Here is a 15738-nt window from a genome sequence, read left to right as displayed (position 1 = left end):
GTGGTTAGACATCTTAAATTTAAGAAAATGAGCTTATTAATTATGATTTGTTGAAAAGGAAGGCTTTATTGTTAATAATGGACTAAGTTCTGTCAGAATTTAGCCACTTCGGAACTTCGGGCCTTTTAAATTCCTCCATTTTTTTAAGAAGTTGATGTGGATTGGAATCCACCAAAAGCAGGCGATAATTGTCCATGGAAAGAAAACCTTTACGCACCATGGTTTCGAGCATTTTTATAAGATCATTATAAAAACCGTTTATGTTCAGTAGGCCAATTGGTTTTTGGTGCAGCCCAAGTTGTAGCCAGGTTATAATCTCAAAAAGCTCTTCCAGCGTTCCCATACCACCGGGTAGGGCAATAAAACCGTCACTTGCTTCCTGCATTTTCATCTTCCGCTCGTGCATGTTTTCAGTAGTGATGAGTTCGGTGAGGCCTAAATGAACTACTTCTTTCTTCTTTAAAAAGTTTGGAATGATGCCGATTACCTTTCCGTTGTTATCCAAAACACTTTTGGCGATTATGCCCATCACCCCTATTTTGGCAGCGCCATAAACCAATGTGATATTTCGCTCGGCAAATATTTCTCCAAGTTTTATAGCTGCATCGGTTATGGCTAGGTCGTTGCCTTCACTACTTCCGCAGAAAACGCATATTTTTTCAAGATTAATCATTTAAACTACATTTTATCATTCGGTCTTTGCCGAAGATGTCTTTTTTAATAACTATATTTCTAAAGCCTTCGCTATTTAACAGCGCAGTTAATTCTTCACTAAGGTACTCATTAATCTCGAAAAAAAGTTTTCCGTTGGGCCTCAAATGGTTTTTTGCCAAATGGGAAATTGTTCTATAGAAAAGCAACGGATCCTCATTGCTTACGTATAAAGCAGATTCGGGTTCGTATTTTAGAACATTTTGCCGCATCTGTTTTTTTTCTAATTGACGAACGTATGGTGGGTTTGAAACTATTATATCGTATTGCTTCGGAAGTGTTTTCGTTTTTAAAATATCGGCTTGAAAGAATTCAACTTCAGCATTATTTAGATTCGCGTTTTCTTGGGCAATTTCTAAAGCTTCTTTTGAAATATCCAAGGCCGAAATTTTTGAATTGGCTGAATTTTTAGCGATTGAAATCGCAATGCACCCACTGCCCGTGCCGATATCCAACAATTCTGAATTCTGAATTCTGAATTCTGAATTATTTATAATCCATTCAACCAATTCCTCCGTTTCGGGACGAGGAATTAAAGTGTAGCTACTCACTTTAAAAGGAAGTCCGTAAAACTCAGTTTCTCCTATTATATATTGAATGGGTTCATTATTTTTAAGGCGAAGCAACGCCCGCTGAAATTTTTCGGAAGCTTCTTCAGAAATATTCCTTTCAGGATTTAAAGCGATTTCTATTCGGGAAAGACATAAATATTCTTCAGAAAGAATATTGAAAAACGATTGTATTTCTTCTGAAGGATATAAACCTATTAGAGAATTTTTGAAGTCTGTTTTTAATTCTTTTAAAGTCAAAACTATAATGTTTTCAACATATGAACTGGACAAGAGTAATGGCCCGTATCTCCCAATGCACTTTCAATATATTCGAAACCTGCTTGCTTATATAGTTTTTGGGCGTGGGTCATATACTCCATCGTTTCGAGATATATTTTTTCGAAACCAAACTCGCGCGCTTTAGTCAAACAAAATTCCATCATTTGCATACCTACTCCTCTTCCACGAGCTTCGGGCAGAAAGTACATTTTTTGAAGTTCGCAAACGTTACCGTCAAAATTATCCAACTTTGCAACGCCTGCGCCACCGATAACCTTACCGTTTTCTTCTACCACAAAATAAACAGTATTTGGTTTTTGGTAGGTTTCAAACATACAATCCAATGCAGCATCGGCATAAGCAGTACCTACTTTTGGTACATTGAAATCTTCCAAAACGCTGCGTATTACTTTGGCTATTTGGGAATTGTCCTTCTTTTCAATAAGACGAATTATTGGTGTGTCCATTCTAATTAAATCCTTGTATTTTTACGCTGTGAAGATACACGAAAAATATATGTTGCGCTGCATCCAACTTGCCAAAAACGGACTGGGAACTACCTATCCAAATCCATTGGTGGGTAGCGTGATTGTTCACAATGATATAATTATTGGCGAAGGCTGGCATTACAAAGCTGGGCAACCCCACGCCGAAGTAAACGCCATAAAAAGTATTGAAAACAAACAATTGCTAAAAGAGGCAATTATCTATGTGAGTTTGGAACCTTGCAGTCATTTCGGAAAAACGCCACCCTGCGCAGATTTGATTATTGAAAAAGGTATTAAAAAAGTTATCATTGGCAGTTTGGACCCAAATCCAAAAGTAGCAGGACGCGGCATTAAAAAATTGATGGAAGCTGGTTGCCAGGTGATTGTAGGTGTTTTGGAAAATGAATGTGATGGACTGAACAAACGGTTTTTTACCTTTCACCATAAAAAACGACCCTATATTTTTCTGAAGTGGGCACAGACAATTGATGGTTTTATCGCTCCAAAAACCGAAACCCGAAACGAAACAAAACCTGTTTGGATCACCAATGAATTTTCAAGACAACTTGTACACAAAATGCGGGCCGAAGAACAAGCAATTTTAGTGGGAACAAACACCGTTTTACAAGACAATCCATCGCTTACGGCACGGGAATGGGCAGGAGAAAATCCGGTGCGAATTGTTATTGACAGAGATATAAAAATTCCGCAGGATTTATCGGTTTTTGATACAAGTTCAAAAACGATTATTATCAATGAAAATGAAAACAACACTTCGGAAAATTTAGACCTTGAAAAGATTGATTTTTCCAAAGATATTCCACAGCAAATCTGCGAAATCCTTTTCCGAAGAAATATTCAATCGGTTATCATTGAGGGAGGCGCGAAAACACTTCAATCTTTCATTGACGCAAATCTTTGGGATGAAACATTGGTCTTTAACGGAGGCATCTCTTTTGGAGAAGGAATTAAAGCGCCAACTTTTAAAGGCATGTTGATTTCCGATAAAAATATAAAAAATGATTCATTGCGAATTTTTAAAAACTCAAGTATTTGATAGCATTAACGCTTAGCATCCTCTCGTCCACAATGATTTTTGTGGTTTTTAAACTTTTTGCAAGGTTTAAAATAAACACTATGCAGGCTATCGTGATGAATTATTTTACAGCTTGCTTCTGCGGTGTTATTCTTCAGGAAAGCGCAATAAATATTACTGATATACCACAATTTTCTTGGTTTCCTTTTGCGTTGGGCTTGGGCGCTATGTTTATAACTGTCTTTAACTTGATGGCAATAACAACACAGCGCAGCGGACTTTCCGTTGTGTCAGTTGCAACAAAAATGAGCGTTGTTATTCCAATTTTGTTTGGATTGTTTTATTATAAAGAGAGTCTTGGTGCTTTTAAAATTATAGGAATTATTTTAGCACTAGTAGCTGTTTACATGGCTTCAATAAAAACAAAAGACGGCTTAAAGATAAAGCCTTCCAATTTCATCTTTCCAATATTGGTCTTCTTGGGCAGCGGGATTATTGATACAGCTATTAAATATTTAGAGGGCGAATTTATAGCAGAAAATGATATTCCGATCTTTTCAGCAACTATTTATGGAATGGCCGCCATTATTGGAATTGTAATTTTAATTTTACAGATAAGCAAGGGGAAATTTCAATTTCAAATAAAAAATGTTATCGGAGGAATTGCATTAGGAATCCCAAATTACTTTTCAGTTTACTTTTTAGTAAAGGCACTGCGAAGTGGAATATTTGACAGTTCAGGCATTTTCACAATAAACAACGTAGCGATTGTAATGATTTCAACTTTACTTGGAATTTTACTTTTTAAAGAAAAACTATTATTGAAGAATTGGATTGGAATTGGACTTGCAGTTTTGGGAATTTTATTGATCGCTTTGGAAAAATGGTAAAAGGGAAAGACACATACAAAACCATTATAAAACCTTCGGAAGAAGTTCTTTTTAAAGAGAAGGGAAGTAAATTCTTTGGTTACGCCTTTCCGGTTTCGTCGGAAGAAGAGGTAAAAGAATATATAGAAACTCTAAAAAAGCAGCACCACAGCGCCCGACATTTTTGCTACGCGTGGCAATTAGGCAAAAATTACGAACACTACCGCGCCAACGATGACGGCGAACCCTCAAATAGCGCTGGAATGCCTATTTACGGACAATTACAATCTTTTGATGTCACTAATGTTTTGGCGGTAGTAATTCGCTATTTTGGCGGCACAAAACTTGGGGTGGGCGGTTTGATTCAGGCTTATAAAACCACAGCGCAAATGGCTTTAGAAAATTGCAGAATTGTTAAAAGAACGATCGATGAAAATTTTCTTTTAAAATTTGAATATCCTGAAATGAATACTGTAATGCGGATAATCAAAGATGAAGATATAAAACTCGCAGATCAAAAAATGGAACTCAATTGTGAGTTCAAAATTGCTGTTCGCAAAAAAGAGGCTGAAAGACTTTATGAGTTATTTAAAAACACTTATAAAGTGACTATTAAACGATTAGAAAATTAACTATTTTCATTCAATTTTTCAATTAAATAGTGTGGTGCTTTCATCAACTTTTTGGTGGTACTGTTCACAAAAACCAAAACAGTAGTAGCAGTGACCAAAAGTTGTTTGGATTCATTATAAATTTCATATTGAAACTCAATTTTAACTGATGGCATTTGCTTCAAGCTTGTCTTTACCGTTAACAAGTCATCGTAGAACGCAGGTTGCTTATAATCAATGCTTAAATGCACAACAGGCAGATGTACGTTATTGGCTTCCATCCATTTATATGAAAAACCAAGTTCGCGGAGCCATTCAGTACGTCCTTGTTCTAAGTACTGGGCATAGTTACCGTAATAAACTACTCCCATTTGGTCAGTTTCTCCGTAACGTACTCTAATCTTTGTATCTGTATTCTTCAAAATTTTTAGTTAATTAAACAAAGTTTTTTTGTAGTTTTATCAAAAGGGAAGTATGGTAAAAAAAAACTGAAAATTCAACCCTAATGTAGTTTTTTTTATAACTTTTTTGTTCACATATTTGCACTGTTAAGAAATAGCTCGGAAACACTCCATCCACTATTTTTTGGCCACACCTTTTAAAAAACAAAAGACAAATTTTAACTATGAGCAAAACTGCGGAATCGGTTTGGAACAATTGTTTGGCCTTCATCGAAGATAATATTACTTCGCAAGCTTACAAAACTTGGTTCGAGCCAATTAAAGCCGTAAAGTTAACTGATAATGCTCTCAGTATACAGGTTCCCAGCAAATTTTTTTACGAATGGCTTGAGGAACATTATGTTAAAATTTTGAAAGTTGCCCTTACAAAAGAGCTGGGTACCAATGCCAAATTAGTATACATCATACGGATGGAAAATACTTATGGCAACAAACAACCATTCACAGAAAAAATACCAAGTTCCAATCGGAGCAACATGCAATCACAAGAAGTTGATGTGCCGCTTAAAAATAAAAGTCCGGAGCTTAAAAATCCATTTGTTATTCCTGGAATTCGCAATGTAAAGATTGAATCTCAGTTAAATCCAAATTATAATTTTGAGAATTTTTTGGAAGGCGAATCAAACCGTCTGGCACGTTCAGCTGGTTTAGCTGTAGCCAATAAACCCGGCGGGACTTCCTTTAATCCACTACTAATTTTTGGTGGCGTTGGTTTGGGAAAAACACATTTGGGCCACGCAATAGGTGTTGATATAAAAGACAAATACCCCGAAAAAACTGTTCTTTATATTTCAGCGGAAAAATTTACACAGCAATATATTGAATCGGTAAAAAAGAACAACCGTAACGACTTTATTCACTTCTATCAAATTATAGATGTGCTGATCGTTGATGACATTCAGTTGCTTTCCGGCAAAGCTGGAACACAAGATGTTTTCTTTCATATTTTCAATCACTTACACCAAAACGGCAAGCAGGTAATTTTAACCAGCGACAAAGCCCCGGTTGATATGATTGACATTGAACAACGTTTACTGTCTCGTTTCAAATGGGGCCTTTCGGCAGAGTTGAACCATCCAGATTACGATACCCGTGTTGCAATCATCAAAAACAAACTCTATCGCGATGGGGTCGAAATGCCTGATGAGATTGTAGAATTTTTGGCGAACAACATCAAAACAAATATTCGCGAACTGGAAGGTGCCATTATTTCGCTTATTGCACATTCCTCTTTTAATAGAAAAGAAATTACAATTGACCTTGCCCGCAAGATTGTTGATAACTACGTAAAACACACCAAACGCGAAGTTTCTATAGACTACATTCAAAAAGTAGTAAGTGATTACTTCCAAATGGATGTGGACACATTGCAATCTAAAACTCGAAAACGACACATAGTGCAGGCGCGTCAATTAGCAATGTTTTTTGCAAAGAAATTCACCAAAGCTTCCCTTGCTTCAATCGGTTCCCAAATTGGGCAGCGCGATCACGCAACCGTGCTTCACGCATGCAAAACTGTTGACAACCTTTCAACTACAGATAAGCAATTCCGTAAGTATGTTGAAGACCTTAACAAAAAGTTGACGCTTTAATTTTTCTACATTCCTTACTTTTATTCGGAATATAAATCTTTTTACTTTCCAAAAATGCAAACTCGAATTTTAATGGTCTGCCTTGGCAATATTTGCCGCTCCCCTTTGGCGGAGGGTATTTTAAAATCAAAGATCAATACTTCAAAAGTATTTGTTGATTCTGCCGGAACAGGACATTGGCACATTGGCGATGAGCCTGATAAACGAAGTATTGCCGTAGGGAAAAAATATAATATTGATATCACAAACCAACGCGGAAGACAATTTAGTGCAAAGGATTTTGATGATTTTGATATGATTTATGTAATGGATAATTCCAACAAAGAGAATGTTTTGGCATTGGCGCAAACCGATTCACATAAAGAAAAAGTTAGACTAATTCTCGATGAAATTTTTCCGGGGGAGAACGTAGATGTTCCCGATCCTTATTTTGGCGGAGAGAGCGGTTTTGAAAATGTTTTCAAAATGCTTGATGAAGCTTGCGAGCAAATTGCTGAACGACTTTAACGCATATATCCGGCTGATTTTGCTATTTTAGTACTTTCCCTAAAGAAAAGCCATGAAAAAAATACTTCCCGCTTTAGTCGCTTTTTTATTTTCATTTTTTTCCGTTGCTCAAGTTGACATTGAACTTTTCAAAGACGGTTTTAGCGATCCTTTAAATTTACAACACGTCAATGACGATCGCCTTTTTGTTGTTGAACAAGGAGGGAGAATAAAAATTATACAAGGTGACGGAACAATAAACCCAATGCCTTTTCTTGATATTTCCACTATTATCTCAACCGGAAATGAACGTGGCCTACTTGGGCTCGCCTTTCACCCCGATTATGCTAACAATGGCTATTTTTATGTAAATTATACTAACTCAAACGGTGACACTCAAGTTTCAAGATTTTCTGTAGACCCCGGAAATCCTGATGTGGCTGATGATAATTCTGAATTACCTATTATTGGATATGCACAACCATTTCCAAACCACAATGGAGGAAACTTGGCTTTTGGGCCCGATGGTTATCTCTATATTTCTTCTGGCGATGGAGGAAGTGGTGGCGATCCAGGAAATAGGGCCCAAAATATTTTTGAATTACTCGGAAAATTATTGCGTATAGACGTTGACAATCCATCGGGAGGAAATAACTATGGAATTCCAGCAGATAATCCATTTGCAGGAAATCCGGATCCTGGCATAAAGAAAGAAATTTGGGCCTATGGCTTGAGAAATCCCTGGCGATTTTCATTTGATTTAACCGATAACAATCTTTGGATTGCGGATGTAGGGCAAGGGAATTGGGAAGAAATAAACCGAGTTAATGTTTCGGAGGCTGGGCTAAATTACGGTTGGCGTTGTTATGAGGGGACGCATCCTTTTAATACACAAGACTGCCCTCAGCAATCTGAATTAACATTTCCCATCGCAGAATACTCTCATTCAAATGGTTGTTCCATATCTGGAGGTTATGTATACAGAGGCTCAATATATTCAGATATCGTGGGACTTTATTTTTTCGCAGATTATTGTAGCGGTCTTATTGGCACTGTTGACAGCGCGGGAAATTTAATTGATCGCGGAGATTTTCCGGGCAATTGGGTATCTTTTGGAGAAGACGTAAACAAAGAGCTTTATATTATCGATATTGGCGGTTCTATCTATAAAATAAAAGGAGGCGTAATTGCTGGTACCGAAGATTTTTCTTTAGGAAACTTACTGAATATGCTTCCCAATCCAGCTTCAGAAAATGTTTCTTTTACTTTGAAAAATAACATTATTCAAACAATTTCCCTTTATGATATAAGAGGCAGAATTGTATTTTCTGAAAAGAATATTTTAACCAATAACAAAACAATCTCCATTTCAAATTTGAATTCGGGAGTTTATTTTGCGAAAATAACTTCGGAAAAAGGGCAAGCAACCGTAAAAAAATTAATAATTCAATAATTCTTGAATGACCACAAAAAAAGGAAACTTATATTTAATTCCCTGCCCAATGGGAGATGTACCAGCTTTAGCAGTGCTTCCCATTACTGTAAAAACATCAATTGAAAAAATTGATCATTATATTGTAGAGCACGAAAAAAATGCACGGCGTTTCATAAAAAGTATTGTTCCCGAAAAGCAACAATCCACTTTAAAAATTCAAGAAATAAATAAATTTACACTTGAGGAAGAAATCTCTCCTATGCTAAACCCGTGCTTAGATGGTTTTGACGTGGGTGTTATTAGCGACGCAGGTTGCCCCGGAATTGCAGATCCCGGTGCCAGAGCCGTTCATTATGCACATGAAAAAGGAATAAAAGTAGTTCCTCTTGTTGGGCCATCTTCAATATTATTGGCAATGATGGCTAGTGGATTTAATGGGCAAAATTTTGCATTCAATGGTTATTTGCCCATCGATAAAGGAGAAAGAAAAGCAGAATTAAAACGTTTGGAAAAGCTTTCAAAGGATTTTGACCAATCACAGCTTTTTATAGAAACACCTTACAGAAATAACCAGATGCTGCAAAGCTTGACTGAAAACCTCAGCGCACAAACAAAAATATGCGTGGCGTGCGATATCACACTACCTTCAGAATTTATAAAGACCGCTCCTGCTGAATTATGGAAAAAAATAAAGGTGGACCTTCATAAAAGACCCACCTTATTTATTATTCAAGGATAACGTTTTTACATTATTCTTGGTTTCTTGTTCGGCACAATATGCGACGTATCATAACCAGAAAACATTCTTAGGTAATAACGAATAGAAGCGCCATTGGCATCTTCAAAACCATTTACACCGCCGCTTCTTAAAAAATTTTGAACATTACCGGCACCCGCAAGATGTGCTGCTGCTAAAATTCCAGATTCGGTTATTTTCACACCACCAATGGTTTTTCCAACAGAACGCTTAATGTCTTTTCGGAGTACCCATTTGTTTAAGGAAGTATAAGCCAAAAAGGCAGCCTCCTGTTGACGGGTATTATCTAAAAAATCATCAGTATCCTTAAGCCCCATCATTCGCAAAGTGGCTCTTGAAAATTGATATTTCCCCATATAACCGTAATCATTCACGATTTGGTAATCTCCTCTTGATTCTTTAAAACCAAGAGCTTCTTTAAATCCTACATAAGATTTACCCAAAAACAAATAAAATTTTGGGGTCACAGGAGCCATTAACGGTATAAATTCTGCTTCTGTGGGAACATTATAGTCCAACTCTAATCCTTCAGTGCTAAATGCCGAAAAGTCGTAACTATCTTTTGAAATGAAACCTGTCCCTACTAGTACGGTAACAACAAGTAATACTGCAATTAGATATATTCTTTTTTTCATCAAGTTTTAAAATTCGGATGCAAAATTACATCCTCGTTTCAGCGCGCAAAGATAAGGCTTTTTTTAAAAATCTGATTTATAGGCTGTTAAATTAGTGTGAAAAGAAAAAGACCCCCTATCTTTAAAGGGCTTTTGGAACAATTAGAAAGGTTCATGAAAAATCATCTATTCACCCCTTGGCTATTTACCCAACGAACATATTCTACTTTGTTAACATTATGCTGAGCCAAGTTTTTTGCAAATTTGTGATACCCAAAGTTTGTTACATCAGCCACAAAATAGTAATAATCGTGCTTTTCCGGATTCAATACTGCATCTATGGAAGAAATATCAGGCATCGTAATAGGGCCAGGCGGAACTCCAGCATATTTATATGTGTTGTATGGCGAATCCAATTCTAAATCTGCATACAGTACCCTTTTGATTATTTGATTATAATCGCCGCTTTCGCGTTTCATTGCATAAATTACCGTGGGATCTGCCTGAAGCAACATTCCTATTTTCAACCTATTTATATACACTCCTGCAACTCGCGCCCGTTCATCTACTTTCGCCGTTTCTTTTTGAACAATTGCCGCCAACGACATTACTTGTTCATTGGAAAGATTTAGGCTTTTTGCTTTTTGAATTCTTGAATCATTCCAAAAACGTTCGTATTCAGCCTTCATTTTATTTCGAAAGGTTTCTGCCGAACTGTTCCAATAAAACTCGTACGTATTCGGAATATAAAGACAAAGTGCGGTTTCTTCGCTTAAACCCTCTTCCTTCAAAAATTGTGGATCGCGCATCGATTCCAAAAGGGAAACGCTATCTGCTTCAATTTGTTTCGAAATATGTCCCGCAAGATCCTCCAAACGTTCTTGATTATTGAATTTTATATTTATAGGAATATTTCTACTGCGCAAAACATTTACAATATCATTATTAGTCATTCCTTTAGTTATAATGAAATGGCCAGGTTTTACATTTCCAGAATACTTTTTTTGATCGGCAACCGCATAAAACGAATCAGCATCTCTCAAAAGTGGCTCAAGTTCAGTAACCACATCATCAATTGTTGCGTCGGTTGGAATATATATGTGCGCCTCTTTATTGTTGAAAGCAGTGTTTCCGGAAAAAGCGGTGTTGTAAACATACCAAGCAAAAGCGCCCATTCCAACGGCGCCAAGTAGTACTATAATTACCAATATCTTTTTTATATACATTCCTTTTATTAACGAATTAACTGATATACATACTCATCTTTATATTTTCCTTCGGAAAAAACCCAATCCTTTTTTATACCGCTTCTTTCAAAACCAGCATTTTTAAACAGTTGAATACTTTCTTTGTTTTCTTCAGTGATTCCAGCGAAAATTTGGTGCGTGTTTAGATGCTTAAAAGCATAATTACACGTAAGTTTTACTGCTTCCGAAGCAAAACCTTTCCGTTTATCTTCTTCGGAAAAAATTACAATTCCAAGCCCTACTCTATTGTGTTTTGGGTCAAAATCGAATAAATCGATAAATCCGACAACTGCTTCGTTTTCACTTATACAAATTACTAAACGCAATTGTTTTACGTCGTAAATATCGCGATGGCTATTTTCAAGATATTGCTTTAGAATATATTTAGAATACGGCGTTGTGGTATTGCTCACTTCCCAAAGCGATTCGTCGTTTTCCAAATTGTAAAGAAAATCCAAATCTGAAAGTTCCAAAGCGCGCAGAAATATGTTTTCTCCTTTTAGTGTCATCATTTCCAAATTCCTTTAAAAACTTGTATTGCCGGTCCTTCCAAATATACATTTTTATATTGTGAGCCTTCCTTTTCAAAACGAACCTGCAGTTGGCCCCCGAGCGTTTTTAAAGTAACCTTATTTTCTGAAGTTTTACCAGATTCAAACATTGCAATTGCAACGGCGGTAACACCTGTTCCGCAGGAAAGTGTTTCGTCTTCCACGCCTCTTTCATAAGTTCTGACCGAAAAAACCGCGTCGTCATTCTGCTCCACAAAATTTACATTGGAGCCTTCTTTTTCGTATGTTTTATTGCGAATACTTCTTCCGTTTGAAAAAACATCAAAATCCTGAAGTTCCGTAACCATTTCAACGTGATGTGGTGATCCGGTATTTAAAAAAGTGTAGGTTTCTGAAACGTTTACTTCTTCAACATCATTCATTTTCAGTGAAACCCAATCTGTTTTAATGGTAGCTTCGTGCATTCCATCCACAGCTTCAAAAGTAGCTTTTTCAGAAATGATTCCCAGAAATTTTGCGAAATGTGAAATACATCTCCCGCCATTTCCGCACATAGAGCTAAGATTTCCATCACTATTGTAATAAACCATTTTGAAATCTGCCGAAGGATGTTTTTCCAACAAAAGTAACCCATCGGCACCCACGCCAAAACGGCGATTGCAAATTTTAGCTACCAACTCCGTATTTTCTTTCGGAAAAAATTCATCCCGATTGTCGATAATCACAAAATCATTGCCAGTACCTTGGTATTTATAAAAAGTGAATTCCATATCTGCGCAAAGATATAAAAAGCCGAAGCGAGTTTCGGGAAAGTTTTCACGTTAAATACAAGTTAAATACAGCTTTGTGGCATACTTTTTTCAATCCAACGTTGTTAAATTTGTGGAAGTATTTAAAAAATGTTTCTTCAAAAAGAATTTCCCTCCTCCGTTCTTCTCAGGACCGAAATTCTAAAAACAGTTTAAAAATGCAAAACTTGAATAAAAAGTTTTTGAATTTATTTAAATCAGTATTAATTAAAAAATTTACACAATGAAACAAACTGTCCGTTTATTTCTGGTAGCACTTTTTGCAGGTGCAATCACACTTGGAGGCTATAAATTCTTCGAAGAAAAGGAACACATTTCCTTCGCCCCACAACAAAATTCAAATTTTATTCCCACCAATTTTTCCTCGACGGCCGAGGGCATGAATACCGATTTTACTGATGCTGCCGATAAAACAGTACATGCAGTAGTTCACGTTAAAAACACGACTGTAAGCCGGCAACCCACAAATATTATGGAATATTTTCAGGGTGGCGGCCAACCGCGAGCTATGGTTGGTAGCGGAAGTGGTGTAATCATTTCTCCCGACGGTTATATTGTTACCAATAATCACGTAATTGCCAATGCTGCAAATCTTGAAGTAACATTAAATAACAATAAGACATACACCGCGAAATTGATTGGTACAGATCCAACAACAGATATCGCCTTAATAAAAATTGATGGCGATGCCGATTTTCCATTTATCCCTTTTGGTGATTCAAACAATGTCAAAATTGGCGAATGGGTGCTTGCTGTTGGGAATCCTTTTAACTTAACCTCAACGGTTACTGCTGGAATTATAAGTGCAAAAGCCCGTGATTTAAATCAGTTTGACGGCAATCCGCAATCGTTCATTCAAACTGATGCAGCCGTAAACCGCGGGAACAGTGGCGGTGCTTTGGTAAATACTCGTGGGGAATTGATAGGAATAAATACCGCGATTACCTCCGAGACCGGAAGTTATGTGGGATATTCTTTTGCAGTGCCCTCAAATAATGCGCGAAAAGTGATTGAGGATATTTTAGAATATGGAAATGTACAACGGGGCATTTTGGGAATACAAGTAGGTAATTTGAATTCAGATTTAGCAAATAAATTAGGAGTTGACGAAACCCAAGGCGTTTACGTTGGCGGTATCGAAAAAGGCAGCGGCGCAGATAAAGGCGGAATTAAAGAAGGTGATATAATCAAACAACTTGATGGCGTAACCGTCAACAAATTTGCAGATTTGGCGGGATATATTGGTTCAAAAAGACCGAACGATGTTGTTGAAGTAACTGTAGTTCGCAATGGAAGTGAAAAAACAATTCCAGTAACTCTTGTAAAACTTGAAACTTTTTCAATAGACGATCTGGGTCTAGAAGTTAAAAACACCACTCCTGCAGAATTAAAAGAACGCGGATTAAAAAATGGTGTTACCGTAACTAGAGCATTAACGCCCGATGTTGCACAATACAAATTGGAAGGAATTATTATTACGCAATTGAATGATGAAACCGTGAAAGATATAAATGATGTAAAACGAATAATGACAGAACGTGATAATCGCACACCCATAAAAATGACTTTTATGGATACTGCCGGTAATATAAACTCATTTATATTTAGATAGAATTATTAATATAATTATTGAAAACACCGCTGAAAATCAAAACTTTCAGCGGTGTTTTTATTTTTCACAATTATTTCTTTACAACGATTGAAATAAGTATTTTTGCAACAAATTTAAACCCCTTAAAAATACATCCTTATGAGTTTTGATGACGTTTATGAAAAAGAACTGTCTTTTCAAACTGACCGCAGGAAAGCCTCAGTAGAATTTATTAAAATCATTAGCGACCTTTGGTACGACAAGTCCATTGAATTGGTACTTTTTCGCAACCAACTTATAGACCGCAATGTGAGTGAAATTTTAAACCTTCACGAATATGCGGGCGAATTCGTTCAAAAGCCAATCTCCATTTTCGACTCTGTTGAAATTGCACAGGCTATCAAAACTTTGGATCTTCCGCCAGCAAAATTGGACATCGGTAAACTTACCTATGAGTTCCATTTGGAAGACGACAAATATTCAAACGCTTTGGCATTCGTTTCAGACAAATTGAAAAATGCCAAGGAAACCAAAAACATTGTTCCTAAAGATGTAGTTCTTTACGGTTTTGGACGTATCGGCCGTTTATTGGCACGTGAGCTTATGACCAGAACTGGACAAGGTAACCAACTTCGCCTTCGTGCTATCGTTGTACGCGGAAAGATGGATCAAACTGTTTTGGACAAAAGAGCTTCCTTGCTTCAATACGATTCCATTCACGGGGATTTTCCTGGAACAGTACGCACTGATCTTGAGAACAGTGCCTTGATTATAAATGGAACAACTGTTCATATTATTTCTGCAAACAATCCAGAAGATATAGATTACACAAAATACGGCATCGAGGATGCTTTGGTTATTGACAATACCGGCGCTTTCCGCGATGATAAGGAATTGGGCAGACACCTAAAAGCAAAAGGTGCTTCAAAAGTATTGCTTACCGCTCCCGGAAAAGGTGTGCCGAATATTGTTCACGGTGTAAACCAAAATGAATATGACCCGAATACGGTTGATATTTTTTCAGCAGCTTCCTGTACTACCAATGCCATTACCCCTATTTTGAAAGCCGTTGAGGATTCTTTCGGAGTAGTTCGTGGCCATTTGGAAACCATTCACGCATACACAAACGACCAGAATCTGGTAGATAACATGCACAGCAAATACCGCCGTGGCCGCGCTGCAGCATTAAATATGGTAATAACGGAAACCGGCGCCGGAAGTGCTGTTGCAAAAGCATTGCCCGTTTTAGCTGGTAAGCTTACTTCAAACGCTATACGTGTTCCTGTTCCAAACGGTTCTTTGGTAGTTTTGAGTCTTGAATTGGCTGCTCCAACAACTTTGGACGGCATTAATTCTACGATGAAAAAATATGCTTTGGAAGGCGATTTGGTAGAGCAAATAAAATATTCTATGAACAACGAACTTGTTTCAAGTGATATTGTTGGTTCTTCTGCTCCTGCCATCTATGACAGTAATGCAACGATTGTTACGGAAGATGGTAAAAACGTGGTGCTTTATGTATGGTATGATAACGAATATGGATACAGCCATCAAGTAATCCGCTTGGCAAAATATATTGCGCAGGTTAGAAGATTTACCTATTATTAATAGCTGAATTCCTCTTTTTTTTATAAAATTAATCCTGTGGTTTTGCCCACAGGATTTTTTGTTTATATTTGGCTTTCTCCC

At 36.9% G+C, this 15738-nt stretch carries 17 protein-coding genes; 9 read left to right on the top strand and 8 right to left on the bottom strand.

The annotated features are described in order from the left end of the window. Nucleotides 1-82: 82 nt before the first annotated feature. From AEQU1_RS13040 to AEQU1_RS13030, 3 genes are read right to left on the bottom strand one after another with little or no spacing between them, the layout of a single operon-like run. A complete protein-coding gene (locus AEQU1_RS13040) occupies nt 83-673 on the bottom strand; it encodes a TIGR00730 family Rossman fold protein (protein WP_111881806.1) in 591 nt (196 codons plus the stop codon). Beyond that, entirely contained in the window at nt 666-1520 is an 855-nt protein-coding gene (gene prmC, locus AEQU1_RS13035) for a peptide chain release factor N(5)-glutamine methyltransferase (protein ID WP_111882054.1), read from the bottom strand. Before prmC ends, AEQU1_RS13040 begins: the two co-directional genes overlap by 8 nt. A 2-nt stretch (nt 1521-1522) precedes the next feature. Next, entirely contained in the window at nt 1523-2008 is a 486-nt protein-coding gene (locus AEQU1_RS13030; protein ID WP_111881804.1) for a GNAT family N-acetyltransferase, read from the bottom strand. A gap of 28 nt (nt 2009-2036) precedes the next feature. Here AEQU1_RS13030 and ribD point away from each other — a divergent pair, with 28 nt between their 5' ends. The 3 genes from ribD to AEQU1_RS13015 are packed head-to-tail and all read left to right on the top strand — an operon-like array spanning nt 2037 to nt 4566. Continuing rightward, nucleotides 2037-3086, top strand: a complete 1050-nt coding sequence (ribD, locus tag AEQU1_RS13025; RefSeq protein ID WP_181566774.1) for a bifunctional diaminohydroxyphosphoribosylaminopyrimidine deaminase/5-amino-6-(5-phosphoribosylamino)uracil reductase RibD — start codon at nt 2037-2039, stop codon at nt 3084-3086. Further along, on the top strand, nt 3083-3955 hold the full coding sequence (locus AEQU1_RS13020) for an EamA/RhaT family transporter (protein WP_181566773.1): 873 nt from the start codon (nt 3083-3085) through the stop codon (nt 3953-3955). Before ribD ends, AEQU1_RS13020 begins: the two co-directional genes overlap by 4 nt. After that, complete coding sequence (locus AEQU1_RS13015; RefSeq protein ID WP_111881800.1) at nt 3949-4566, top strand: YigZ family protein; 618 nt, start codon at nt 3949-3951, stop codon at nt 4564-4566. The genes AEQU1_RS13020 and AEQU1_RS13015 overlap by 7 nt, the downstream gene beginning before the upstream one ends. Here AEQU1_RS13015 and AEQU1_RS13010 read toward each other — a convergent pair. Further along, a complete protein-coding gene (locus AEQU1_RS13010; protein ID WP_111881799.1) occupies nt 4563-4967 on the bottom strand; it encodes a thioesterase family protein in 405 nt (134 codons plus the stop codon). The genes AEQU1_RS13015 and AEQU1_RS13010 overlap by 4 nt on opposite strands. A 203-nt stretch (nt 4968-5170) precedes the next feature. Between AEQU1_RS13010 and dnaA the strand changes: the two genes are divergently transcribed. The 4 genes from dnaA to AEQU1_RS12990 are packed head-to-tail and all read left to right on the top strand — an operon-like array spanning nt 5171 to nt 9258. After that, nucleotides 5171-6598: a chromosomal replication initiator protein DnaA gene (dnaA, locus tag AEQU1_RS13005; RefSeq protein ID WP_111881797.1), complete on the top strand. Its 1428-nt coding sequence runs from the start codon at nt 5171-5173 to the stop codon at nt 6596-6598. A gap of 54 nt (nt 6599-6652) precedes the next feature. Further along, nucleotides 6653-7105 (top strand): low molecular weight protein-tyrosine-phosphatase, encoded by a 453-nt coding sequence (locus tag AEQU1_RS13000; protein ID WP_111881795.1) that lies wholly within the window; start codon nt 6653-6655, stop codon nt 7103-7105. 52 nt (nt 7106-7157) lie between these two features. Then, entirely contained in the window at nt 7158-8537 is a 1380-nt protein-coding gene (locus AEQU1_RS12995; protein WP_111881794.1) for a PQQ-dependent sugar dehydrogenase, read from the top strand. 7 nt (nt 8538-8544) lie between these two features. After that, complete coding sequence (locus AEQU1_RS12990) at nt 8545-9258, top strand: SAM-dependent methyltransferase (protein ID WP_111881792.1); 714 nt, start codon at nt 8545-8547, stop codon at nt 9256-9258. Between the two features lie 5 nt (nt 9259-9263). Here the strand turns inward: AEQU1_RS12990 and AEQU1_RS12985 are convergent, their stop codons facing one another. From AEQU1_RS12985 to dapF, 4 genes are all read right to left on the bottom strand, one after another. Further along, nucleotides 9264-9911, bottom strand: coding sequence for a peptidoglycan-binding protein LysM (locus AEQU1_RS12985; RefSeq protein WP_111881790.1), 648 nt, complete (start codon nt 9909-9911; stop codon nt 9264-9266). A 161-nt stretch (nt 9912-10072) separates the two neighbouring features. Continuing rightward, nucleotides 10073-11116, bottom strand: coding sequence for an endolytic transglycosylase MltG (gene mltG / locus AEQU1_RS12980; RefSeq protein WP_111881788.1), 1044 nt, complete (start codon nt 11114-11116; stop codon nt 10073-10075). Nucleotides 11117-11124: 8 nt separating this feature from the next. Next, on the bottom strand, nt 11125-11649 hold the full coding sequence (locus AEQU1_RS12975; protein ID WP_111881787.1) for a GNAT family N-acetyltransferase: 525 nt from the start codon (nt 11647-11649) through the stop codon (nt 11125-11127). Beyond that, complete coding sequence (dapF, locus tag AEQU1_RS12970; protein ID WP_111881785.1) at nt 11646-12419, bottom strand: diaminopimelate epimerase; 774 nt, start codon at nt 12417-12419, stop codon at nt 11646-11648. Before dapF ends, AEQU1_RS12975 begins: the two co-directional genes overlap by 4 nt. Nucleotides 12420-12681: 262 nt before the next feature. Here dapF and AEQU1_RS12965 point away from each other — a divergent pair, with 262 nt between their 5' ends. Both AEQU1_RS12965 and AEQU1_RS12960 read left to right on the top strand, forming a co-directional pair. Continuing rightward, a complete protein-coding gene (locus AEQU1_RS12965) occupies nt 12682-14070 on the top strand; it encodes a trypsin-like peptidase domain-containing protein (protein WP_111881782.1) in 1389 nt (462 codons plus the stop codon). 138 nt (nt 14071-14208) lie between these two features. Continuing rightward, nucleotides 14209-15657 (top strand): glyceraldehyde-3-phosphate dehydrogenase, encoded by a 1449-nt coding sequence (locus AEQU1_RS12960; RefSeq protein WP_111881781.1) that lies wholly within the window; start codon nt 14209-14211, stop codon nt 15655-15657. The last annotated feature ends 81 nt before the right edge of the window (nt 15658-15738 follow it).

Origin of the sequence: Aequorivita sp. CIP111184 (assembly GCF_900489465.1) — a bacterium.
Lineage (GTDB): Bacteria > Bacteroidota > Bacteroidia > Flavobacteriales > Flavobacteriaceae > Aequorivita.
Note: the sequence above shows the minus strand (reverse complement) of the source record. Positions and strands in the feature narration are given on the sequence as shown.

Bases quoted from the DNA above. Each gene is read 5' to 3' on its own strand.
- AEQU1_RS12975 (WP_111881787.1), bottom strand. From the start codon at position 11,649: ATGATGACACTAAAAGGAGAAAACATATTTCTGCGCGCTTTGGAACTT.
- AEQU1_RS13000 (WP_111881795.1), top strand. From the start codon at position 6,653: ATGCAAACTCGAATTTTAATGGTCTGCCTTGGCAATATTTGCCGCTCC.
- AEQU1_RS12995 (WP_111881794.1), top strand. From the start codon at position 7,158: ATGAAAAAAATACTTCCCGCTTTAGTCGCTTTTTTATTTTCATTTTTT.
- AEQU1_RS13040 (WP_111881806.1), bottom strand. From the start codon at position 673: ATGATTAATCTTGAAAAAATATGCGTTTTCTGCGGAAGTAGTGAAGGC.
- AEQU1_RS12960 (WP_111881781.1), top strand. From the start codon at position 14,209: ATGAGTTTTGATGACGTTTATGAAAAAGAACTGTCTTTTCAAACTGAC.
- AEQU1_RS13015 (WP_111881800.1), top strand. From the start codon at position 3,949: ATGGTAAAAGGGAAAGACACATACAAAACCATTATAAAACCTTCGGAA.
- AEQU1_RS12985 (WP_111881790.1), bottom strand. From the start codon at position 9,911: ATGAAAAAAAGAATATATCTAATTGCAGTATTACTTGTTGTTACCGTA.
- dnaA (WP_111881797.1), top strand. From the start codon at position 5,171: ATGAGCAAAACTGCGGAATCGGTTTGGAACAATTGTTTGGCCTTCATC.
- mltG (WP_111881788.1), bottom strand. From the start codon at position 11,116: ATGTATATAAAAAAGATATTGGTAATTATAGTACTACTTGGCGCCGTT.
- dapF (WP_111881785.1), bottom strand. From the start codon at position 12,419: ATGGAATTCACTTTTTATAAATACCAAGGTACTGGCAATGATTTTGTG.
- AEQU1_RS12990 (WP_111881792.1), top strand. From the start codon at position 8,545: ATGACCACAAAAAAAGGAAACTTATATTTAATTCCCTGCCCAATGGGA.
- AEQU1_RS12965 (WP_111881782.1), top strand. From the start codon at position 12,682: ATGAAACAAACTGTCCGTTTATTTCTGGTAGCACTTTTTGCAGGTGCA.
- AEQU1_RS13030 (WP_111881804.1), bottom strand. From the start codon at position 2,008: ATGGACACACCAATAATTCGTCTTATTGAAAAGAAGGACAATTCCCAA.